The organism is Paenibacillus guangzhouensis, assembly GCF_009363075.1.
GTDB classification, from domain to species: domain Bacteria; phylum Bacillota; class Bacilli; order Paenibacillales; family Paenibacillaceae; genus Paenibacillus_K; species Paenibacillus_K guangzhouensis.
Window position 1 is genome coordinate 3,225,089 of sequence record NZ_CP045293.1, and the last position, 21,033, is coordinate 3,246,121.

A 21,033-nucleotide genomic window follows, 5' to 3' on the forward strand; every position below is an offset into this window, starting at 1 on the left:
TCCTCTGGAAACATTTCAGGTACTCATTTAGGTTTTGCCTAAACTCCGTTCCTCTGAAAGTTTTTCGAAGAAAAACTCGCTCCGGAAGCATAGATCCTTCGGCTTCTCGCAACCTTCTCGGTGAAAAGCTCACTTTTTGAACTTACATTTTATGTGTTATTTGCTGGAATCCAATAATTTCTTGATGTTCGCTTCGAATTGTGGTTTTACTTTATCGATCGCTGTTGCTGGGGATACTTTACCTTCCGTAATCTCCTTCACAACGCCTTCGAACAATTTCTCGCCGTCTGGAATCGCGTAGTAGGAGATGTAGTCAATGTTATCTGCCATTTGCTTACGCGTATCCATCGACTCTTTGTTCGGATAAGAAGTCTGCCAAGACTCTTCGGACAATTTTCTTCCCGCTTCGTTCAAGCTGATCTCATCAATAATGTGAAGCGCTGCTTCTGCATTTTTGGAATATTTGGATACCATCCACATGTTGCCGAATGGTGTATAAGATACATATTTCTCAGCCTTAGGACCTTTCGGGAAGAACACATAGCCTAAATCTTGACCTTTCATGTTCTCAACGAAGCCCCCAAGCTCCCAGCTGAATCCTGCGTACATTACGCCTTTACCAGCAACGAACTCTTTGCTCGCATCGTCTGGAATCGGTTGTTGAATCGATTTGTCGACATTGAACAAGTCAGATACATATTGCAGTGCTTCCACCGCATTCGGACCATTCAAGGAGAACTTGATCTCGCCGCTCTCATCCTTGTCGACAGAGCCTTTATTGGTATATACCATTTGCTCTGTAAGAGCTTTGAGTTTGCCGTAAGCACCGGATAGACCCCATACATCTGTCTTGCCGTCGCCGTTCGTATCTTTTGTTGCTTTTTTCGCAAATTCACGGAACTTATCCCAAGTCCACTCGCCTTTTTGCTGAAGCTCATAAGGATCTTCAAGTCCAAGCTTCTGAACAAGTGTCTTGTTGTAGAAAATACCGTATGGAGAAGGTGCAGAATCGATGATACCGTATTGCTTGCCTTTGTAGCTGCCGCCTGCTCTCATCCAGTCGATATACTTCGCGTCTTTCACGTCAATCCACTCATCAATCGGTTGAATGAATTCTTTGTTCACGAGCTGCGGGAATGCCCAGAATAATTCCAATCTGACGATATCCGCGAACGGTTCGCCGGACAATGAAGTCACAGTGAAGTTCTCAACGTATTTGCCGTAGTCGCCGAATTTCACGAATTCGATCTTCGCGTTATACTTCTTCTCCGTTTCCTCAATCAATTTGATCTGCGCTTCTTCCGCAGGTCCTTTGTCCTTCATCGTACGAGGATCAGCATCATCCCACCACACGCCAATCTTCACGGTCTGCCCATTCAAATCGAATTTCTTCTCTTCTGCTGCAGCTGGTTCTTCTTTCGCTGGCTCAGTCTTCGTTGTGTCTTCCTGCTGTGCCGCTGGCTCTGCAGCCGGTTTCGTGTCGGTGCCCTTGGAGCAGCCGATCACACTCACGATCAACATGAGTGTTAAGAAGTACGAAGCAAATTTAAGCGCTTTCATCTGAATCCCCCACGATCTGATAAATTTGGACTTCCTCCTTAACCGATAGTTCAGCACATTAAATAAAACGCTTACATATCCAGTTAAAGAAATTGGAACAACGGGTTATATCAACTGTGTTCCATATTTTGTATTATACGAAGGAGATTTAATTTTGTAAATACATTAGATATACCTTTTAAAAAAAAATAAATATTAAGTATATTTAATTTCGTTAACAACGCACAAAAAAAGCCTTCTCCTGGATGTCAATTACACCGCGGAGAAGGCTTATCTGTATTAAATTACTATGAAATAAATTACACCGATGTGTTCACATGCTGACTCGTTGATTCACGCTCAATGATTCGAATCGGCACTTTCACTTGCTGATGCGCAAGTTCCGGCTGCTCAATGCGTTGAACAATCATCCGTGCGGCCTCGTAGCCTATTGCATAATAGTTCTGGGCTACGGAGCTCACCGGTACATCCGCTTGCCGAGACACATCATGATCGTCAAATCCCGCAATTGCAAGCTGCTCAGGCACCTGTATCCCTTTGTCTAAGCAGCACCGGACCAGATCCACCGCAAGATGGTCATGCTCTGCTTGAATCGCTGACACTTCCAAATCCAGCAGCCGATCGAGAAGCGTGTTGTAGAAGGCATTCGCGTTCGGCGAATACATCTCCGTATAAAAATCCGTAATTAACAGCTCCGTATCGATGGGAATCCGATGGTCTTTGAGTGCCCTGCAATAGCCTAGGTACCGATCACGAACTGAGCTCCGATATTCCACGCTCACACTGGATACAAAGGCTATCCGTTCATGCCCCAGCTCAATCAATCGTTTCGCAGTCTGGTATCCGCCCTCGAAGTTATCCGATACCACGCTGCTGATCGGCAGGCTATCGAAGTATTGGTCAATCGTCACGATCGGAAAGTCGTTCGAATAAATCGCATGCACCACATCGATATTGCTAATCGTGCTAATCGGATAGAGAATGATCCCGCTTGGACCGCTCTTCGGGATTTTCGTAATCATTTCACGTTCCTTATCCTTCTTCCAGTTGCTGTTGTGTATCGTGAGGAAATATCCTTTGGAATCCAGATAATCATGCGCTCCCTTGATATAATCAAGCTCGCTTGTCGCCATATAAGGCAAGACCATCGAAATAATGCGATGTGCGACCGGGCTCCCTGTCTCCCCTGATAGATTCGCATCTTCCGGATGCTTGACATAGCTTCCGCTTCCGCGTTTGCGGTAGATCAGACCTTCCCGCTCTAATTCGATCAAGGCACGTTTGGACGTAATTCGGCTTACACCGTATTGTTCCGCAAGATCCACTTCGGTAGGAAGCTGCTGCTCCGGTACATATTGCCCCGTGCGAATCTTCTCTTGCAAATCGCCCAAAATTCGCATATAGAGTGGTTGTTTTTCCGATTCCAAAATCATCACGTCCAGTCGTATCGTCCATCTACAAATACTTACATTTTACCACATTTAGAGGTAGGCCAAAAGTCGTTGTTTTGACCACGATTTCACATTAGTTCAACACTGCTAGCGCACAACGCTCGCTGTTACTCCTTTGATCACTTGCAGCGCCTCTCTACCAATACCGAGCTTGTATCCCGCAGATTTGTATCGGATTTGACCTTCTTGGTCAATGACGAAAACAAGCGGCAGACTTTGTGTCTGCGCAGCATCCGCGTCGCCCGTTACCCGAATGAGACCTGCATCTTGAGTATCGATCGCAAATTGCGTCTTGGCCGGGAGATCCGCATAGGCGTCAGGATCGAAGGCAGCCGTACGGTTACGCTCGCTGATGACGAGACTGATCGGTCCGCCCCAGCTCTCGAATTCCGCCGTCAGTTCACGCAGCTCGCGAATGAGATGCTTCGATGGTTCACGATCCGGTTCTATCCATGCAAGCAGCATGCCGGAATCTCCAGCTAAGGACGCGGCCGTGCTTGCAGCGCCTGATAGGAAGTTCAACGACAACTGCGGATCGACTTGGCCAAGCACAGGGAGCTCCACGGTCTCTTCGCGGAAGATAGGCGTAATCTCAATCGTCTGTCCTGGCTCTACTGTAAACATATGCATCCGAATGAGCACGGTGCCGCTGCTTAAGCGCGTCCCTGTAACGAGACGATAGAACCCGGATTTCACTTCAAGCTTCTCGCCGTTCCAGTCGGTTTTGCCATAAGGGTATTGGAGCGTCTTATAGACTCCGTGATCAAATCTAGCAATCGAGAAATTGAGGAAATACTCCATTGTTGTTCCATCCGCTTGAATTAGCTTCACGAAGCCACCATTGTTCTCATCATGCACTTCCTCAACCGGCTCGACTTCGCCAACAAGAATTGAAGTCACTTCTCTCCATACGCCTGCCTCCATGAATTGCGGCAACCGCTCACTCGGCTCAAGTCTTGCAGGAATGCCATAGCTCCGTGCCATCGCAACAAATAAGATATAGATGGAGAGGCGATCTCCCTTGCGCAGCATGAAGCTGCCACGCGGCGTCGCAGATCCTTGGTAGTAATTGTAGTTCTCCAGAATCTCCACATGATCCGCAATCCACTGTGCGAGCGCAGCCGGCTTCTGACGGAATTGCTCCTGTTCCACCGGTGTAAATTGCGCGAGGAAGAACGCTCTGAATGGTACAATCATCTCCGTATTGATGCGTGGGCACAGAATGTAACGCATAAACGTCTCGTCATCGTGCGCAGAAGCAAATGCCGACGCATGGACCAAGTGATCTTCAAGCGAGTTCCGGAACGTATCCGTCAAGTCTTTGACGTTCAGACTTTCCAGCAGTTTCAGCGCCCATTCACCGAATTGCGGTGCAAATTCTTTCAGATATCCCGCGATCTCATGGCTATTTCCGCGAGCTCTGTTCAGCATTTCCCATACTCTTGCTGGCGGTAAATTAAGCTCAGCTGCAAGCGCTTCGGCCTGTTCTTGATTTACGAAGGTCTGCTCATAGGAAGCACGAATGCTCGCACCCTCTTGCACCCGGCGCGTATTCTCTTGCTTCTCTTCATCCGTAATCCCTGTATTGGCCGAATCCGGTTGCTCTACCGGAGGCACCATATCGAACTCCAAGAATCCATCCTCAGGCTGCTGCTCCGAAATAATGATTTCCATCTCGCTTGCGTCTGCGACACGAAGCTTTTGCACGCCCCAGCGATTGCCGCTCACGGCATGAATCCACAAGTCGCCGTAGCCTGTCGTCAAGGATGCTTGACCTTGCTCATCGGCCGTAATCGTTGCAATCGAGGTAAACTCCGCCGAGTTATACAGTTGGAATTGGACCTTCGCGCCTGAAACGGCATCCCCCTGCTCATCCTTCACCTGAATCGTTACCTTCTTGCTCTCTGCATACGTCGGCAGCACATTGATCTCGGTGTACCACGTCTCGGATAGCGTCGCTTCCTCTGGACCTGGATAGTTCGCGGGAACACGAGTATTCACGAGCATCGCACGCAGAGCAGGCGCACGGAACCAGCCTTCATTTAATCTTGCTTCAGGCTCGCAGGCCCCTAAGAAGTACCATGTTCCATCCGCGTAAGCTTCGACCCATGCATGGTTCGAATCGCAGTGCGCCCAGCGCGGCGTATAACATTGGCGTGCCGGAATGCCCAAGCTGCGAAGTGCAGCTACAGCGAGTGTGGACTGTTCTCCACATCTCCCGAGCGTCGTACGAATCAAAGTAAGCGGAGAGACCGTTCTCGGGTCATTTCCGATATATGTCGCTTTCTCATGACACCAATGGTTAATCTCGAGAATCGCCTGCTCCATCGACAGAGCCTTCACCCGATCGAAGATTTGATCGAAGAACCAACCGCGGCAATCTTCAATATTCTCATTGTTGACGCGATACGGTAGAACGAAATGAAGAAACAGATGATCTGTAATTTTCTGTCCCCAAGGTACTTTCTTCCGGATATCAAGGGAGGTTCGTACATGGCTCAAGAAGAGCTCCCCATCGTAATCCGCCAAATCATTTAATGGCATATAAGCATATAAAAACGTAAGCGCGAACCTTTCTTCCTCACTCATCGGCTGTTCGAATACATCAAAAAGTTCCTTTTCTTTCGCTTGCGCTAATTTCTTCTTCAACTCAAACTTCTCTACAATGTTTTGAACTTGACGATCGTCTAACGAAAACGGATTCTTCATTCGTTCAATCCACTCCTCACCCATGATTACCTCGAATCGAATTAAAAGGATATACCTTTTATTCTATTCTAAACAATTTGGTATACTTAATTCAAGTCCCTTAAATCGTTTGTTCTTCCAAAAATAAACAAAAAAAGACTGAACCCTTATCATTTGGCTCAGTCGCTTCATGTTCTGATTTACATCGATTTCGAGCCGGTAACCGGCTGCATCATATACTCCTGAATAATATCCGATTGTTGGATCATCATGCCTTCTTTTTTCTTAAATCCGATTCCTTTACCGAATGCGACGAAATGTACATTACTCGAACCTTTCACAATCACAGCATTATGGGAAATAATTTGAACGATCTCACGATCCATCCCTGTCATCTCTCCATTCCTCTTCAATGTTATCCAGACGAGTCAACGACAACCTCTCTATCTATTGTAATTGAATTCGCTTTCATTTTAAACAATGAAATGATTGAAATTTTCTTTATTTTGATTGAAAAAATTACTTTTTTATCGTAAAAATCCCGCCAAACCTTAACTTGACGGGACTTTACACGCGATTACGGTTTACTCACACCAACCTCAAACCGAACATGTCTTAACTTAAGATTGCTCCGTCCATGTCCAGATCGGATCTGCAGGCGGAGCCAAGCGAAGCTCGGCAACCTTCCGTCTCGCCTCGTCCGTCATCGGGATTCCCCAGTGCTCGAAGAACTCAACAAGATCGCAGCCGCTAACTTGGGAAGCCATGACAACAAACAGATCGATTTTCTGCTGCTCATCCTCATCTTCATCCATAGATACCTGCTCCCTCGGAAGCTCCCGATAAGCGATATGCAGATTCGTATAGAACCCCCAACCGAAGGCCATCTGCAACTGTTTGATCATCACGAGTCGCTCGAAGTAGCCGGTGTCCTCGAAATTTTTGCCGGGATCGTCGCTGTTCACGAACGCCATCGCCTTCTCGTAGTAATTCTTACCGTTCTTATCCAGCTCGAACAGTCTCGATCGATTCCCATATGCTATCTGAATATGCAGCGAATGCAGATTAACGGATACTTCAACGATCGGCTCCCAGAACCACGGAATCTGCTGATAGTTATGGCCGAGCTCATGCCAGAATCCCCACGCATTCGTCTGGATCACGTTCACGTCGACCGCTTCGCGGGAGGTCACGCCCTCGAAGAACATGATCGGATAACCGGAATGCATCCAACCGGCGCTAATCTGGATATCCGCGACGAGCCGTTGTGGATTGTCTGGACTCCGGTGCGGCATATCAAGATCATGTCCGACACCGACCAACGCATCGTACCTCTCCGCGATTTCATCCCACTTCGCCATCAGCTGCTCGGGATGCGTAAGCGCCAAGACATCAGCTGTTGGGACCGTCACGATAATCCGTTTGCCCTGCAGCTCCGCCCATGGCGCAGGATAATGCTTGATCGTCTCATGCCACTCCTGATCCGTTGTCTGGCCCAACACGAAATACGGAGCCCGCACAGCGCCATGGATCGTCACCTGTAACCGCACACCTGCTTCCGACTTCCGCGGAATGAGATAGATCAGCCCGCCGTACGGGCTATTCAATCGGTTTACACCGGGATGCAGCCTCTCCTTCAATGCGACCACCGGCACACGATCCCATACAGGAAGATCACACAGATGGTCCGTGTGGATGCCGATTTGCGCATCGAAATGCAGGTACCCTGCATCCTCAGGCACGACAATGGTAATCACGCTGCCAGCTGGCGCATACAGGCCCGTGCTATGCCAGTTCTCCGGTGCAGATAACATACGCATATAGCTTAAATCCAAATAATCGAAATTGACATCGATGACTTGATCATTCACGATCGATGCATCTTCGCGGACGGCTCGCGGGAATACGTCGGCATACGGCGACTTCACATTGTCCGGATCCAGCGTCACATGCTGAAACGCATAGGATAAGATCGTCGCTGTATACGGCAGCTTCGCTCGATCGAGCGGCAGCGTAGCCGGCTCGATGACAGCCGCTTCCGCTTGAATTGTCCGCAGCAGCGGTGCTTCGTTCGGCAGGGCACGGACGACGCCATCGACGATCGCGGTCATCACCCGCACCTTGTCTTCGACGCTCGCGTCCGATCTGCCGATCTCAAGCTGCTCGAACGTCAGCATGCCGCTCTCAATCGCTGCCATCTGCTCCCACAGCTGCATCGCGTGCGTATGGATCGCTTGATCGGCGGCTAACTTCGGCAGTTTATCCGTAGGCCGCACGTACCACTGCGCTACGCTGTCGAGCATTAGCAGCCCAAATTCGTACAGCAGCTGCTGCAGCGGGTGATCGCCCAGCTTCGTTGGCCGGCCCACAGCACGGGCACTGAACGCCTCCGCTGGCGATGCGCAGAGCTGCCATCCTTTTTGGGCGACGATGATCGCCCCGCCACAATGGACATATGACGCAAGGACAGGAATAGCTGCAGCATCGATGGAAGCATCGACATTCAGAACGGGATAACGAGACGGATCGAGATCCGCCGACGACCAATCCTGGAATGGCATAATCTCGATAGGCAGGGCCGGATCAACGGTGAGTGTCTCCACAGCCGTTGCGAGCAGCAAATACTTGCCGCCTTCCAATGCCCCTTGATAATTCCCTTTGTCCTCCGTCAGCCATAGCAATAGATTACGTGCAAGTGTGCTGCATACAGTATTCGAACCCGTAAGATCGAAATAGGACGCGTTACCCAGCAGTACGACACGCCCTTCGCCGTAACGTGACGCTGCGATGATTGGACTCGACTCCGGTGCGATAAGTACAGAGAATGCTTCGTCGCCGATTGCAGCGACGCCACCGCTCTTCACGAACACGGGAAGAGATTCGATATCCCGATAGATCAGATCAAAATCATCTTGCAAGCCTGCCCACTGTCGTTTTTCAACTTCGATTCCCATCCTTCAACCTCCCGTATCAGCTCTCGATTTTCTTCTATTTTTCACCCATATATCGGTCATACGCTTGTTTATAAATCTCCATATACCGTGCCAGGTTCATCTTCTGAATCGTCGATACGTATTCATCCCATTTGTCGAAGGATTCGTCTCCGATAATGAACTTATCCCGCATTTCGCCTACATAGGTCGTAATGTCGTTCGCGATCGTCGTCAGCTCTTCCGTCTCCTCCGCTGTATAGTTGAATGATGGCCATACGTCGTCGATCTTGATCGTGAACGGCTCCGCTTTTTTCGCATTGTCGACCGAGGTTGGACGTCCTTCCGCACCTTTGAAGAACTTCTGCTTCACGATGCCAGGATAATAACCGCCCGGCCACATGAGGTATTGACTGATCGCTTGGTCGAGCGTTAGGCCTTTCGGATTTTTCGTGATTTCATCCGTATATTCGAATTCGCCGTTCGGCATTTCCTTGTACGTCACGTCTTTCCAACCGAGGAAGAACATTTTGGCTCCTTCATCGCTGTAGAAATAATCCATCCATCTAACCATTTCAGCTGGATTTTTGTTATTAGCGGTCAATACGAACATACCAAGTCCGCCCACCGGTGAACCAAGCATCGTATTTAGTCGGTCGCCATGCGGTCCTTCGAGCACCGGTGTGCCAATGTACCCCTCTTGGCTGAATACTGCTGTCGGATCTACACTGTCAAGGAACCCGTACACGCCGGTCGAGGCTTTGGACGTGAATTCTGTATCTTTACCGTTCAATGTGAACAACTCACTGTCGAGTAATCCGTCTTTGTAGAGTTTGTGTGCATATTCGAGCAATTCCTTATAACGCGATTCCGTCGGGATGAAGCGCAAGCTGCCGCTGCTTGGATCCGTATCGACGTAAGGATGCGTCGAGCCATGGTTGCCGAGACCGAACGAACCTTTCAAGAAACTAATAAGTCCGTCCGCACCGTAGCCGCTGCCCCAACCGATTTCATCCGCTTTGCCATTCTTGTTCGGATCTTTTTCCTTAATGGCTTTGAGCACGTTATAGAAATCGTCTAGCGTCTTCGGCTCCTGCAAGCCAAGATTGTCGAGCCATTCTTTCTTCATCCACGGCGTACCATAGAACAAGGACTTGAATTCCGGATCGTAAATCGTTGGCATCCCATAGATGCTGCCATCCGGCATCGTGATCGCCTTCCGCACCAGCGGGTATTTCTCCATAATCGCCTTGAAATTCGGCGCATATTGATCGATGTAATCATTCAGTTTCAGGAACGCGCCTTCTTGTCCATATTTAATCAAGTCCGCACGTGGAATCGCTGCGGCGAAGAACATATCCGGCAAATCCCCGCCGCCCAGCACGATATTGCGTTTCTCCTTCAAATTCGATTGCGAAGCAACCGTCCAGTCAATGTGGATGTTCGTCATCTTCTCATATTCTTGCCACAGCTTTAGCTTATTCCAATCCGCAAAATCATACAGCTTGGAGCCGAACCCTTTAATCGTAATTTTATCTTTGACGATCGGAAAACCTTCCGCTGTCGCATTCTCTGATGCTGGCGCCGAATCTCCTGCCCCTTTCGCTGAATCTTTGCCACGCTCTGATGACGCATTGTCCCCTCCGCTGCATCCTGCAAATAATGAAACCATAAGTGTAAGCACGAGCAGTAGTAGACTGAACTTTCTTCCCTTCATGTCGTTACCCCTCCATTATTTTTTTCATATGGTCATATCGTCGGCTAGCCCTTCAGCGCACCGATCATAACGCCTTTCACGAAATACTTCTGCAAGAACGGGTACAACAGCAAGACCGGCAAATTGGCGACAACGATGATGGCATATTTGATCCCCTCTACACTCATCGCCTGCTTCGCGACCGCTTCCTGCGTCAGCTTCGCCATATCCTTCATCGAGTTCTGAATGAGCATTTCCCTCAAGATAAGCTGCAGCGGAAACTTATCCTTGTCGTTCAAATAGATCAAGGCATTAAAAAACGCGTTCCAGTGGCCGACAGCATAGAACAGAATCATGACCGCAATGACAGGCATCGATAACGGTAGCACGATTCGAATCAAAATCTGCCAGTTGGCGCAGCCGTCGATCATCGCGGACTCCTGAATTTCATGCGGAATGCTGGATTGGAAGAACGTACGCATGATGATAATGTTCCAGACGGATACGGCATTTGGAATCACCATCACCCAGAACGTGTCGAGCATATGCAGTTTTTTGATCAGCAAATACGTCGGAATGAGGCCGCCGCTGAAGAACAGCGTGACCACCATCATCGCCATCACGAAATTCCGGCCTGCAAAATCTTTGCGAGACATCGGGTACGCAGCAAGAATGGTCATCAGCAGATTAATCGATGTGCCAACGAGCGTATAGACTATCGTATTTCTGTAGCCAATCCACAAATCTTTGTTCTGAAAAATTTTCGAGTATGCATCCAAGTTAATGCCTTTTGGCAGCAGCCACATTTCGCCGCGCAGCACAAAATCCGGTTTGGAAAAAGAAGCGCTAAGCACGAACACCAGCGGATAAATGACAACGGCGGCGATCAGCGCGAGTAGGATATAGTTGATAATCTCGACCAGACGGTCTCCACGGCTTTGCAATCCCATAGCATTATTTCACTCCTTACCACAAGCTGGTATCGTTCACTCGACGGGCCACATAATTGACCGTGACGAGCAAGATGAAATTGATGATTGAATTGAACAGATCTACGGCTGTAGAGAAGCTGTATTGCGCATCCAGAATCCCGCTGCGATAGACGTATGTCGAGATAATATCCGATCCAGACATGTTCAAGTTGTTCTGCATGAGGAGCACCTTCTCAAAGCCGATGCTTAAGACCGAACCGAGATTCAAGATCAGCAAAATGACAATGGTCGGCATAATACCTGGAATATTGATGTGCCAGATACGCTGCAGCTTCGTCGCGCCGTCGACTTTGGCTGCCTCATGCAGCTGCGTATCGATACCCGCCAACGATGCTAGATAAATGATGGAGCTCCAGCCAGCTGTCTGCCACACATCTGAGAATACATATAGGGTCTTGAACCATCCCGCACTTGTCATGAATGCGATCGGGTCACCGCCAAAAGCTTGAATAATATGATTGATGAGGCCTGTTCTAGGTGAGAGGAAGATGAAGAGCATCCCAACGATTACAACGGTGGAGAGAAAATAGGGTGCATAAGTAATCGTCTGAACGAATTTCTTGAACCGGTTCGATTTGACCTCGTTCAGCATAAGTGCAAGGATAATTGGAATTGGAAAGCCGATCGCGAGAGAGTAGACGCCTAGCAGGAAGGAATTGCGAATCAACCGCCAAAAATAATAGCTGTCAAAAAAGCGTTCGAAATGTTTGAAGCCGACCCATGGACTGTCCCAGATGCCTTTGAATGCGGAAAAATCTTTGAAAGCGATTTGTATGCCGTATAGCGGAAGGTAAGCAAAGATCACGAAGAAAGCGATTACAGGAATAATCATGAGATATAAGTCCCAGTTTCGTTTGACCGTTTTGAGTAGCGGTGAGGTCGCTGTGCGGGTTCGGTCTTGCTCCACTCGGAGTTCAGGTGTCATTTGTTCCAAAAATTCATCGACCCTCTTTCATAAAATCGGGTATTGAAGCTTACATAGTTGGGCACAAAAATATGACAACGTTTGCCTGTAGGGCATAGGAAATGATAGGCATCTCAGCTGACGGATCGAACGTCCCGTAAATGCCCTTAATCATTCCGATGGTAATCTGAAGACTGACGTGTAATGAGCTCATGCGGCATTAATAACTGAAAGGTAGGCCGGAAGTCGCTCTGCATGTAGTCGATCAATGTCTTGATCGCCGTTATGCCCAGCTCGAATTTCGGCACATGTATCGTTGATAATGGGGGTGAAGTATATTGCGACAATTCAATATTATCGATCCCGATAAACGCGATGTCCTCCGGAACACGGAATCCCCGTTCAATGGCTGCTCGCATAGCCGGAAGCGCCAATCGATCGCTTGCTGCGAATATCGCCGTAGGCAGCTGCTTGCCTTGGTTCCGATCGAGCATCTCCAGCATCCAGCTGTAGCTCCGATCAACGACCCACTCCGTATTGATGAGCCATTCTTTTCGGATTTCTAGACCCGCTTTCTGCATCGATAACTTATACCCGATATACCGATCTTCGCTCTCGAGTTCGCCGTCGTAACCATATCCACCAATATAGCCAATGTGCCGATGGCCTTGTTCAATCAAGTGATTGACGGCTGTCTCCGCAGCGGCAATGTGATCGAAATTGATATCTTGGATATTCGGGCTGTCAGACATTACACCTACGATTGCCGGGACATGCTTCTGAATCAAGCTGACCATGTCGTTATCCTCGTAAACATCCCCGAATATGACGACGCCGTCGACGCGCTGCTCATAGAGCACCTTTTGTAATGCAGCTTCATTCCGTAGCTCCTTGAACGTGTACATATAAGCGAACGTATAGCCGAAGTCCTCCAGCATCTTGCGCATGCCGGCAAAAATCGTTGTGAAGAACGGATCCTGCTCTGCGGAGTATAGTGTCCAAGAAGAGATCAGCCCGATTTGCATGGTAGGCTGCTTCGATCCCGCATGTTTTTTCATCACCAGCTTGCGGGCAGATTCGTTGGGCTCATAACCAAGCTCTTGAACTGCGCGCCATATCTTGCTCCTTGTCTCCTCACTAACATGTTTGGTTACATCGCTGTTGATGACGCGGGAGACCGTAGAGATCGACACGCCGACAGCTTCTGCAATATCTTTTAATGTTGTCACTTGCGGTTGGCTCCTTTACTGCCATTCATGTATGATTCGTAACTGCACTCTTCCATTGTACTGGAAGCGCAAACTCAAATCATACCCAAATGTGCTGGCACTGGCACATGATTATCTGCAAATCACCACCCCAACTTTTGCCCAAAAATCAGGGCAAATATGTGTAAAATGTCATTGATTTTTCACCCAAATCTTTACAAGGCTCATTGTATTATGAATGCGTTTTCACGTCAACTGATTTTGATCAAATATTAAATAACTGCTAAAAAGCAGTTATTGAGCTCAAATTGGCTGCGGCGCGCTGAATTAACTGCAAAAAAGCAGTTATTCGGCTTGGATTGGCCGCGAGGCGCTGAATTAACTGCAAAAAAGCAGTTATTGAGCTCGAATCGGCCGCGGGGCTACGAAATAACTGCAAAAAGGCAGTTATTTTGCTCGAATCGGCCGCGAGGCACCGAAATAACTGCAAAAAAGCAGTTATTGAGCTCAAATTGGCTGCGTAGTGCTGAAATAACTGCAAAAAGGCAGTTCTTTTGCTCGGATCGGATGCGGGGCGCCGAAATAACTGCAAAAAGCAGTTATTCAGCTCGCATTGGCCACATCGTGCTGAATTAACTGCAAAAAGGCAGTTCTTTTGCTCGAATCGGCCGCGGCGCGCTGAATTAACTGCAAAAAAGCAGTTATTTTGCTCAAATCGGCTGCAGGGCGCTGAATTAACTGCAAAAAGGCAGTTATTTTGCTCGAATCGGCTGCGGCGCGCTGAATTAACTGCAAAAAAGCAGTTATTTAGCTCGGATCGGCTGTAGCACGCCAAAATAACTGCAAAAAAACAGTTATTCGGCTTGGATTGGCCGCGGCGCGCCGAAATAACTGCAAAAAGGCAGTTATTTTGCTAGAATCGGCCGCGGCGCGCTGAATTAACTGCAAAAAAGCAGTTATTTTGCTCAAATCGGCTGCAGGGCGCTGAATTAACTGCAAAAAGGCAGTTATTTTGCTCGAATCGGCTGCGGCGCGCTGAATTAACTGCAAAAAAGCAGTTATTTAGCTCGGATCGGCTGTAGCACGCCAAAATAACTGCAAAAAAACAGTTATTCGGCTTGGATTGGCCGCGGCGCGCCGAAATAACTGCAAAAAGGCAGTTATTTTGCTCGGATCGGCTGTAGCACGCCGAAATAACTGCAAAAAGGCAGTTATTCGGCTCGGATCGGCTACGGCACGCCGAAATAACTGCACAAAAGCAGTTATTTGGCTCGCATCGGCCGCGGCGCGCTGAAATAACTGCAAAAAAACAGTTCAACACCGACCACCTTCGCAGAGGCGAAGGTGGTTACACGTGCTCGCTCACGCCCACGGTGCCCACGATGCGATACACGACCGTTGCTTACCTCGTAGCCAACAACAAAAATCCCGTCAAGCCGATCGCTGGACGGGATCCCAAAGTATCATCTGAATTATGAACCTGCAATGATTTTACCTGCGATCGCAGCCAATGCTCATCGCCATTGTAATTGCCTGTCACGCCGGTACTCGTTCCCCAGGGGCCGACGTATTGAAATTGATTCACATCCGGTCCAACCTCCGTATCATTGATGATTATTGTCGTCTGCTCCCCTGCAGCAGCATTCGCTCGCGACAGGAGAAGCCCGTTCTGGACAAATGCTGTCAGCAGCATACATAAGATGAGCGTCCGTGCGACGATTGATTTCTTCATCAACATTCTCCATAAGCCTCCTTTGAACATCGATTAACCTTAGCCACGCTTCCAACGATGCTGAGAACCACTCGATCTATGATGTGATCAACCACCTCCTCTGACAAATGAAAAAGACACGAGCTTAAGAGATTTCCCTTAAGCTCGTGCCCTCGTAATACCGGTAACACGCCTAACGAATAGCGCTGACGGTATGAAATTGTGAATAAATATGCTCGCCGTTACTCCTCTAAAATATAGAGAATGCGCTTACAGTTCAATACCTTCGACAAAGGTTCTAATAAAGATGCAGAAGTCAACAAAAATCACGCAGTTCCAGCCACCGAAGCTCTTCGCCCCTATCTCAAAATCATAAATATTCCAATATAGAAAATAACCCTGCTCTCGTCTCGCGAGACAGCAGGGTTCGCTGTACTTCTTATGATTCCATTAGACCTAACGCACGCCGTTCTTCTTCGGTGAACAACCTAGATCGCGTCAGGAACCGCTTGCCCTCCGGTCCTTCAAGGGAGAACATCCCGCCTCGTCCTGGCACGACGTCGATGATCAACTGCGTATTTCTCCAATAATCGTATTGGGCTCTGCTCATATAGAACGGCGCTCCACCAATCTCCCCGAGCCGCACGTCGCTGTCTCCGATCAGGAACTCCCCTTGCGGATAGCACATCGGTGAGCTGCCGTCGCAGCAGCCGCCAGACTGGTGGAACATCACAGGACCGTGCCTTGACTTCACCATCTCGATGAGCGCTAATGCTGCGTCAGTCGCGATGACTTTCTTCACCTCTGCCATCGGATGCCGCCGTTCTTAGAAGAACCCGAGTGCATCAGGACTGTAGCTGACAAGCAGGTTCTTCGTCTGTTGATAATGAGCGAGCATCATTTTATGATTCTCGCGTCCGATGCCTGAATGCTTGTAGCCGCCAAATGCCGCGTGAGCAGGGTATGCATGGTAGCAATTCGTCCATACCCGGCCCGCTTGAATGCCCCGGCCGAATCGGTAGGCCGTATTCATGTCGCGCGTCCATACACCGGCGCCAAGTCCGTACAATGTATCATTGGCAATCGCCATCGCTTCTTCTTGATCTTTAAAGGTCGTTACCGAGACCACGGGACCGAAGATTTCCTCTTGGAAAATTCGCATTTTATTATGTCCTTGCAAGACGGTAGGCTGAACATAATAACCATCAGACAGATCGCCTTCCAGCGCTGCCCTGCCTCCGCCGATCAGGCATGCCGCACCTTCCTGCCGCCCAATGTCAATATAACTGAGAATTTTCTCGAGCTGCTCCGTGGATGCTTGGGCTCCAATCATCGTCTCCGTATCCAGCGGGTTCCCTTGTTTGATTGCGGCGACCCGCTGCAGCGCCCGCTCCATAAATTGGTCATAGAACGATTCCTGAATGAGAGCACGCGACGGACATGTACATACTTCACCTTGATTCAAAGCGAACATCGTGAAGCCTTCCAGAGCTTTATTGAAGAACGCATCATCCCTTGCGAATACATCCTCGAAGAAAATGTTCGGAGACTTCCCGCCGAGTTCTAACGTCACCGGAATAATGTTCTGCGATGCATATTGCATAATGAGCCGACCTGTCGTCGTCTCCCCTGTGAACGCAATTTTCGAGATCCGGCTGCTCGAAGCGAGCGGTTTGCCGGCTTCAAGACCAAATCCGTTCACAATATTAACGACACCCGGCGGCAGAAGATCTTCAATCAGCTCCATGAGGACTAGAATGGATGCTGGGGTCTGCTCGGCCGGCTTCAATACGACGCAGTTGCCTGCGGCGAGTGCCGGTGCCAGCTTCCAAGTCGCCATGAGCAGCGGGAAATTCCATGGAATGATCTGACCGACAACGCCAAGCGGCTCATTGAAATGATACGCCACGGTATTGTCATCCACTTGGCTGAGTGATCCTTCTTGCGCGCGGATGCATCCGGCGAAATAGCGGAAATGATCGATCGCAAGCGGCAGATCCGCATTTAACGTCTCCCGAATCGGCTTGCCGTTGTCCCACGTCTCTGCAACCGCTAACAATTCTAGATTCGCTTCAATCCGATCAGCGATTTTGTTCAGGATGACAGCCCGCTCTGCAACGGATGTGCGCCCCCATGCTTCCTTCGCCGCATGTGCAGCGTCCAGCGCCAGCTCAATATCCTCCGAAGTAGAACGCGGTACCTCGCAGAATATGCGATGATTGACCGGCGATACATTCTCGAAGTATTCGCCCTTCACCGGCGCTACCCACTTCCCGCCAATATAATTCTCATAGCGCTTCGCAAATGTTATCTTAGCTCCTTGTTGACCTGGTTGTGCATAAATCATTCCATTCAGCCTCCTCATCATTTGTTCACATTACTGATGTATATAGGACAAGACCTGAATGTAGTACGAATTCATTATGCTAGAACGAAAATTCCTCCAAGTAAGACAATAAAAAAGTGTGCTGACCGATGACAGTCAACACACTTCGATAACATCCTAATTCGCCAGGTACCCGATTTGTAGCATACCATGCATTATCCCACTTTCCTCGTCCCTAACTCGCGTGCTGCAAATAGATTCAATTGCTGCCATCCCCGATGCTGCCAGCGCAGAAGCATAACGAGCGAGCGGACCCATTCGTCCATAGCAAACGCGATCCAAATGCCTACCAGTCCCAAGTTGAACACAATCCCCAGCACGTAGGCAAGCGGAACGCTGATTCCCCACATGGAGATGAGACCGATCATCACAGGGAATTTGACATCTCCTGCGGCATTTAAACAGCTAATGAGCACCATATTGCTCGCGCGTGCAGGTTCCAGCAGGATAGACAGCAGCATGAGCAGCTTCCCTAGCCGAATAATCTCAGGATCCGTAGTGAAAAGTTTCAGCAATGGCTCTGCCGTCACATATAACAGGCCACTGATCACGAAGGAAACTAATACAGCCAACTTGAGATATTGTATACCCGATCGATAAGCATCCTCTTTATAGACTTTGCCAATCAAATGCCCGACGATGATTTGCGTCCCCTGACCAATCGCCATGGAGAAAATAAACACAAAGGAGGTAATATTCTGCGTATAAATTTTGGTCGTTAATGCTGCAGCACCAAGGATTGTTACGAGATAAGTAATGACAACCTGAGAGAGATTGTATGATATATGCTCTCCTGCAGAAGGAATACCAAGCTTGAAAATGAGGCTGATATCCGCCTTCTGCATTCGCCAAGGAGCTGCAAGGCGTACAGGCTGATCCAACTTGTGCTTACATACAATAAGGTATGCGATGACAGCTACGCCGCGGCTGATCCACGTCGATACCGCGACGCCATGAACACCGAACGTCGGTAAACCGAAGGGTTCCATAAGCGCCACGTAATTTCCTATAATATGAAAGACATTGATACCAAGTGAGATCAACATCATCTCCTTGACCATCCCTCTGCAGCGAAGCATCGTGCCAAGCGCCATGTTGATCGCAATCATGAATACGGAGCTGCCGACAATCGATAAGTAGATGCTTCCCTCCGCTAATAGATTCGAGGGCAGCTTGAAGAGCAGCAAGGCCTCATCCGCGAATACCAATAACCCAACGCTCATTAAAAGACCCATTCCTACATTCAGCGTGAGCGCTGTGCTGCTCAATCGGTCCACATCACGGAGCTTCCCCGCACCAAGCCATTGATTCAGAATGACACCCATCCCGACGGTAACGAAGCCGAACATCAAGGAGGCCACTGTCAGAATCTGATTGGCCACCCCGACAGCCGCTACGGCGCCATCAGAGTTATGACTTAACATCAGCGTGTCTGCTGTACCAAGAAGCATGCCGAACAATGACTCCAAGAAGATTGGCCAAGTAAGTGACAGAATCCCGAAACGCATACTTTCTTTTTTACTCATATCAATTCCCATTTCCTATTCGATGAACAATGGCTGCGAGAAGGCGCCATAGCCTCCTTCTAAATAAACCGCAAGGCGGACATACCCCTCGTCTCCTTTGCAGTCGTATACAATCTCTTGAAAGCGCCCCGTCTGTTCATGCAGTACTTGTCCATACTTGCCGATAAGTGTGGCATACTTGTACATCCCGTCCAGCTGATCACTGCTTCGAAGCTTAGCCACAATCGTTGATCCCTCGACATGAATGGACTCAAACCCATACCCCGTTGATACATAGAAGCTGCCTTGCCGAATGGCTTCCAGTACAGCTTGCGGATTGTTCTCCTTCACCAGCACCATGTTCCATGCTCTGCGCTCTTGACCGTAGGCATGAAAATCATCATTGCCGAACCCCCACACTTGACGGCCGGAAGATAAGACGGCATCCCATTTGTCGAACGCGATATCATACTCTGGATGGCCATCCCCGTTAATCACCTCGATGCCTGTATACGAAGCCATGGCCAGCATATCCGGAAGCTTCCAATACTGCGAATAGTAGCGGTTCGGGTGAACAAGAACAGAGAATCCTCCATGCTGGACACACATCTCCGATAACCGCTCATAGTTATCGATGGTGAATTCGTTCGTATATCCGTTCATGATCTCCTGCGGAGGCTGCACAAGGAGCATATGCGCCTGTGGACTGCTGACTTCAATCGCTTCATACAGCGTTGGAATCGAACTCTCCCCCGTATGTGGTGTAATCCGATCGTGATCGGAAATCGCGAACACGTCATAGTCGTTATACATGCGATAGACCGTGCTGATCGGGTGGTGGCCGTCACTGTTCGTCGTATGGTTGTGGAAGCTGCCGCGCAGCCATTTACCTTCTTGGGCATAAGGATTATGAATCTTCATCGTTGTTCCTCCTGCGATGCGTTGTTTTTGATTTGTTTTCTATTCCTTCATAGAGCCGATCATGACTCCCTTGGCGAAGTACTTCTGCAAGAAGGGATATACAACGATGATCGGCGTCACGACGATAATGATCGTCGCCATTTTCAGCGATGTTCCCGTCACTTGAATTTTGTCGAGCATTTGCATCTGCATCGAGCCGGTAGAGCTCATGAGCGTATCGGTGAGCGCCTGCTGCTTCGTTAGCATCTCCTGGAGCACCGTCGAGAGCGGCTTCATACTCTGATCACGCACATAGAAGGAACCCGTGAACCAATCGTTCCAGTGACCTACCGCATTAAACAGAGAGATCGTGGCTATGACCGGCTTACTCGTCGGCATAAGGATGCGGAAGAAAATACCGAGATCACTGCACCCATCAATCCGCGCCGCTTCCTCAAGTCCTTCGGGCGTCTGCTCGAAGAAGGAGCGCATAATCATCATGTTCCACACGCTGTAGAGCGAAGGGATGATATATACCCAGATGCTATTCGTCAGGTGGAGCTCCTTGAGCAAGATATAATACGGAATCAACCCCCCGCTAAAAAGCATCGTGAAGAAGACAAAGAACGTCAGCTGCTTCTGTCCAGGCATGGTTTTGCTCTTCAGCGCATACGCAGCCATCGCCGTCAACACGACGCTTAACAACGTGCCGAGCACGGTACGGAAGATCGAAATAAAAAATGCATTTAGGATATTCGACTGTTTGAACACTTCCTTGAAATTATCCAGCGTGAATTGTCTCGGCCAGAAATAAACGCCGCCCTTTGCCGCATCTGTCCCTACATTGAGCGATAGCGCGAGTACGTTTAATGTCGGCAGAATAATAGACAAGCACAGTAGGACCAGTAGTCCATAGTTGAACACCGTCATCAGATTGCCAGGTGTTGCACCAAGCGACCACTTCGTCTTTTTCATCACCGTTCCTCCTATTCGATACAGAGAGCCCTCCCACAAGGAGGGAAGGCTCGCATTACAGTTGCGTGTGGTGAGAAAACCTCTATCGATGCCTGTCCAAGATGAGCGACCGCGTTTAGATGTAGGT

General features: G+C 49.0%; 17 protein-coding genes. All 17 read right to left on the reverse strand.

Translation table 11 applies throughout. From position 1 onward, the window contains the following. Positions 1–156 precede the first annotated feature (156 nt). The 17 genes from GCU39_RS14520 to GCU39_RS14600 all read right to left on the reverse strand — a co-directional run bounded on the left by GCU39_RS14520 (position 157) and on the right by GCU39_RS14600 (position 20,861). Positions 157–1,560, reverse strand: coding sequence for an ABC transporter substrate-binding protein (locus GCU39_RS14520; protein WP_152394182.1), 1,404 nt, complete (start codon positions 1,558–1,560; stop codon positions 157–159). A gap of 299 nt (positions 1,561–1,859) precedes the next feature. Continuing rightward, a complete protein-coding gene (locus GCU39_RS14525; RefSeq protein ID WP_152397250.1) occupies positions 1,860–2,993 on the reverse strand; it encodes a GntR family transcriptional regulator in 1,134 nt (377 codons plus the stop codon). 105 nt (positions 2,994–3,098) lie between these two features. Then, positions 3,099–5,720, reverse strand: a complete 2,622-nt coding sequence (locus GCU39_RS14530) for a transglutaminase domain-containing protein (protein WP_152394183.1) — start codon at positions 5,718–5,720, stop codon at positions 3,099–3,101. A gap of 179 nt (positions 5,721–5,899) precedes the next feature. Then, complete coding sequence (locus tag GCU39_RS14535; protein ID WP_227793577.1) at positions 5,900–6,112, reverse strand: CAT RNA binding domain-containing protein; 213 nt, start codon at positions 6,110–6,112, stop codon at positions 5,900–5,902. 207 nt (positions 6,113–6,319) lie between these two features. Continuing rightward, complete coding sequence (locus GCU39_RS14540) at positions 6,320–8,653, reverse strand: M60 family metallopeptidase (RefSeq protein WP_152394184.1); 2,334 nt, start codon at positions 8,651–8,653, stop codon at positions 6,320–6,322. Between the two features lie 34 nt (positions 8,654–8,687). After that, positions 8,688–10,346, reverse strand: coding sequence for an extracellular solute-binding protein (locus tag GCU39_RS14545; RefSeq protein WP_152394185.1), 1,659 nt, complete (start codon positions 10,344–10,346; stop codon positions 8,688–8,690). Between the two features lie 44 nt (positions 10,347–10,390). Next, positions 10,391–11,275, reverse strand: coding sequence for a carbohydrate ABC transporter permease (locus GCU39_RS14550; protein ID WP_152394186.1), 885 nt, complete (start codon positions 11,273–11,275; stop codon positions 10,391–10,393). A gap of 16 nt (positions 11,276–11,291) precedes the next feature. Continuing rightward, positions 11,292–12,242: an ABC transporter permease gene (locus GCU39_RS14555; protein ID WP_193726929.1), complete on the reverse strand. Its 951-nt coding sequence runs from the start codon at positions 12,240–12,242 to the stop codon at positions 11,292–11,294. 146 nt (positions 12,243–12,388) lie between these two features. Then, positions 12,389–13,450 (reverse strand): LacI family DNA-binding transcriptional regulator, encoded by a 1,062-nt coding sequence (locus GCU39_RS14560; protein ID WP_152394188.1) that lies wholly within the window; start codon positions 13,448–13,450, stop codon positions 12,389–12,391. 582 nt (positions 13,451–14,032) lie between these two features. Next, positions 14,033–14,224 carry a hypothetical protein gene (locus GCU39_RS14565; RefSeq protein WP_152394189.1) on the reverse strand — a complete coding sequence of 64 codons (192 nt, stop codon included), beginning with the start codon at positions 14,222–14,224 and terminating at the stop codon, positions 14,033–14,035. 12 nt (positions 14,225–14,236) lie between these two features. Next, positions 14,237–14,479: a hypothetical protein gene (locus tag GCU39_RS14570; protein ID WP_152394190.1), complete on the reverse strand. Its 243-nt coding sequence runs from the start codon at positions 14,477–14,479 to the stop codon at positions 14,237–14,239. A 352-nt stretch (positions 14,480–14,831) separates the two neighbouring features. Beyond that, positions 14,832–15,167: a hypothetical protein gene (locus GCU39_RS14575; RefSeq protein ID WP_152394191.1), complete on the reverse strand. Its 336-nt coding sequence runs from the start codon at positions 15,165–15,167 to the stop codon at positions 14,832–14,834. A 412-nt stretch (positions 15,168–15,579) separates the two neighbouring features. Next, positions 15,580–15,951 carry a DUF779 domain-containing protein gene (locus GCU39_RS14580; protein ID WP_152394192.1) on the reverse strand — a complete coding sequence of 124 codons (372 nt, stop codon included), beginning with the start codon at positions 15,949–15,951 and terminating at the stop codon, positions 15,580–15,582. Between the two features lie 15 nt (positions 15,952–15,966). Beyond that, on the reverse strand, positions 15,967–17,487 hold the full coding sequence (gene adh / locus GCU39_RS14585) for an aldehyde dehydrogenase (RefSeq protein ID WP_152394193.1): 1,521 nt from the start codon (positions 17,485–17,487) through the stop codon (positions 15,967–15,969). Between the two features lie 194 nt (positions 17,488–17,681). Then, the gene (locus GCU39_RS14590) at positions 17,682–19,052 is read right to left on the reverse strand and encodes an MATE family efflux transporter (protein WP_152394194.1); all 1,371 of its coding nucleotides are present in this window, start codon (positions 19,050–19,052) and stop codon (positions 17,682–17,684) included. A 15-nt stretch (positions 19,053–19,067) separates the two neighbouring features. Continuing rightward, complete coding sequence (locus GCU39_RS14595) at positions 19,068–19,952, reverse strand: CehA/McbA family metallohydrolase (protein WP_152394195.1); 885 nt, start codon at positions 19,950–19,952, stop codon at positions 19,068–19,070. A gap of 39 nt (positions 19,953–19,991) precedes the next feature. Beyond that, positions 19,992–20,861, reverse strand: coding sequence for a carbohydrate ABC transporter permease (locus GCU39_RS14600; protein ID WP_407671712.1), 870 nt, complete (start codon positions 20,859–20,861; stop codon positions 19,992–19,994). Positions 20,862–21,033 lie beyond the last annotated feature (172 nt).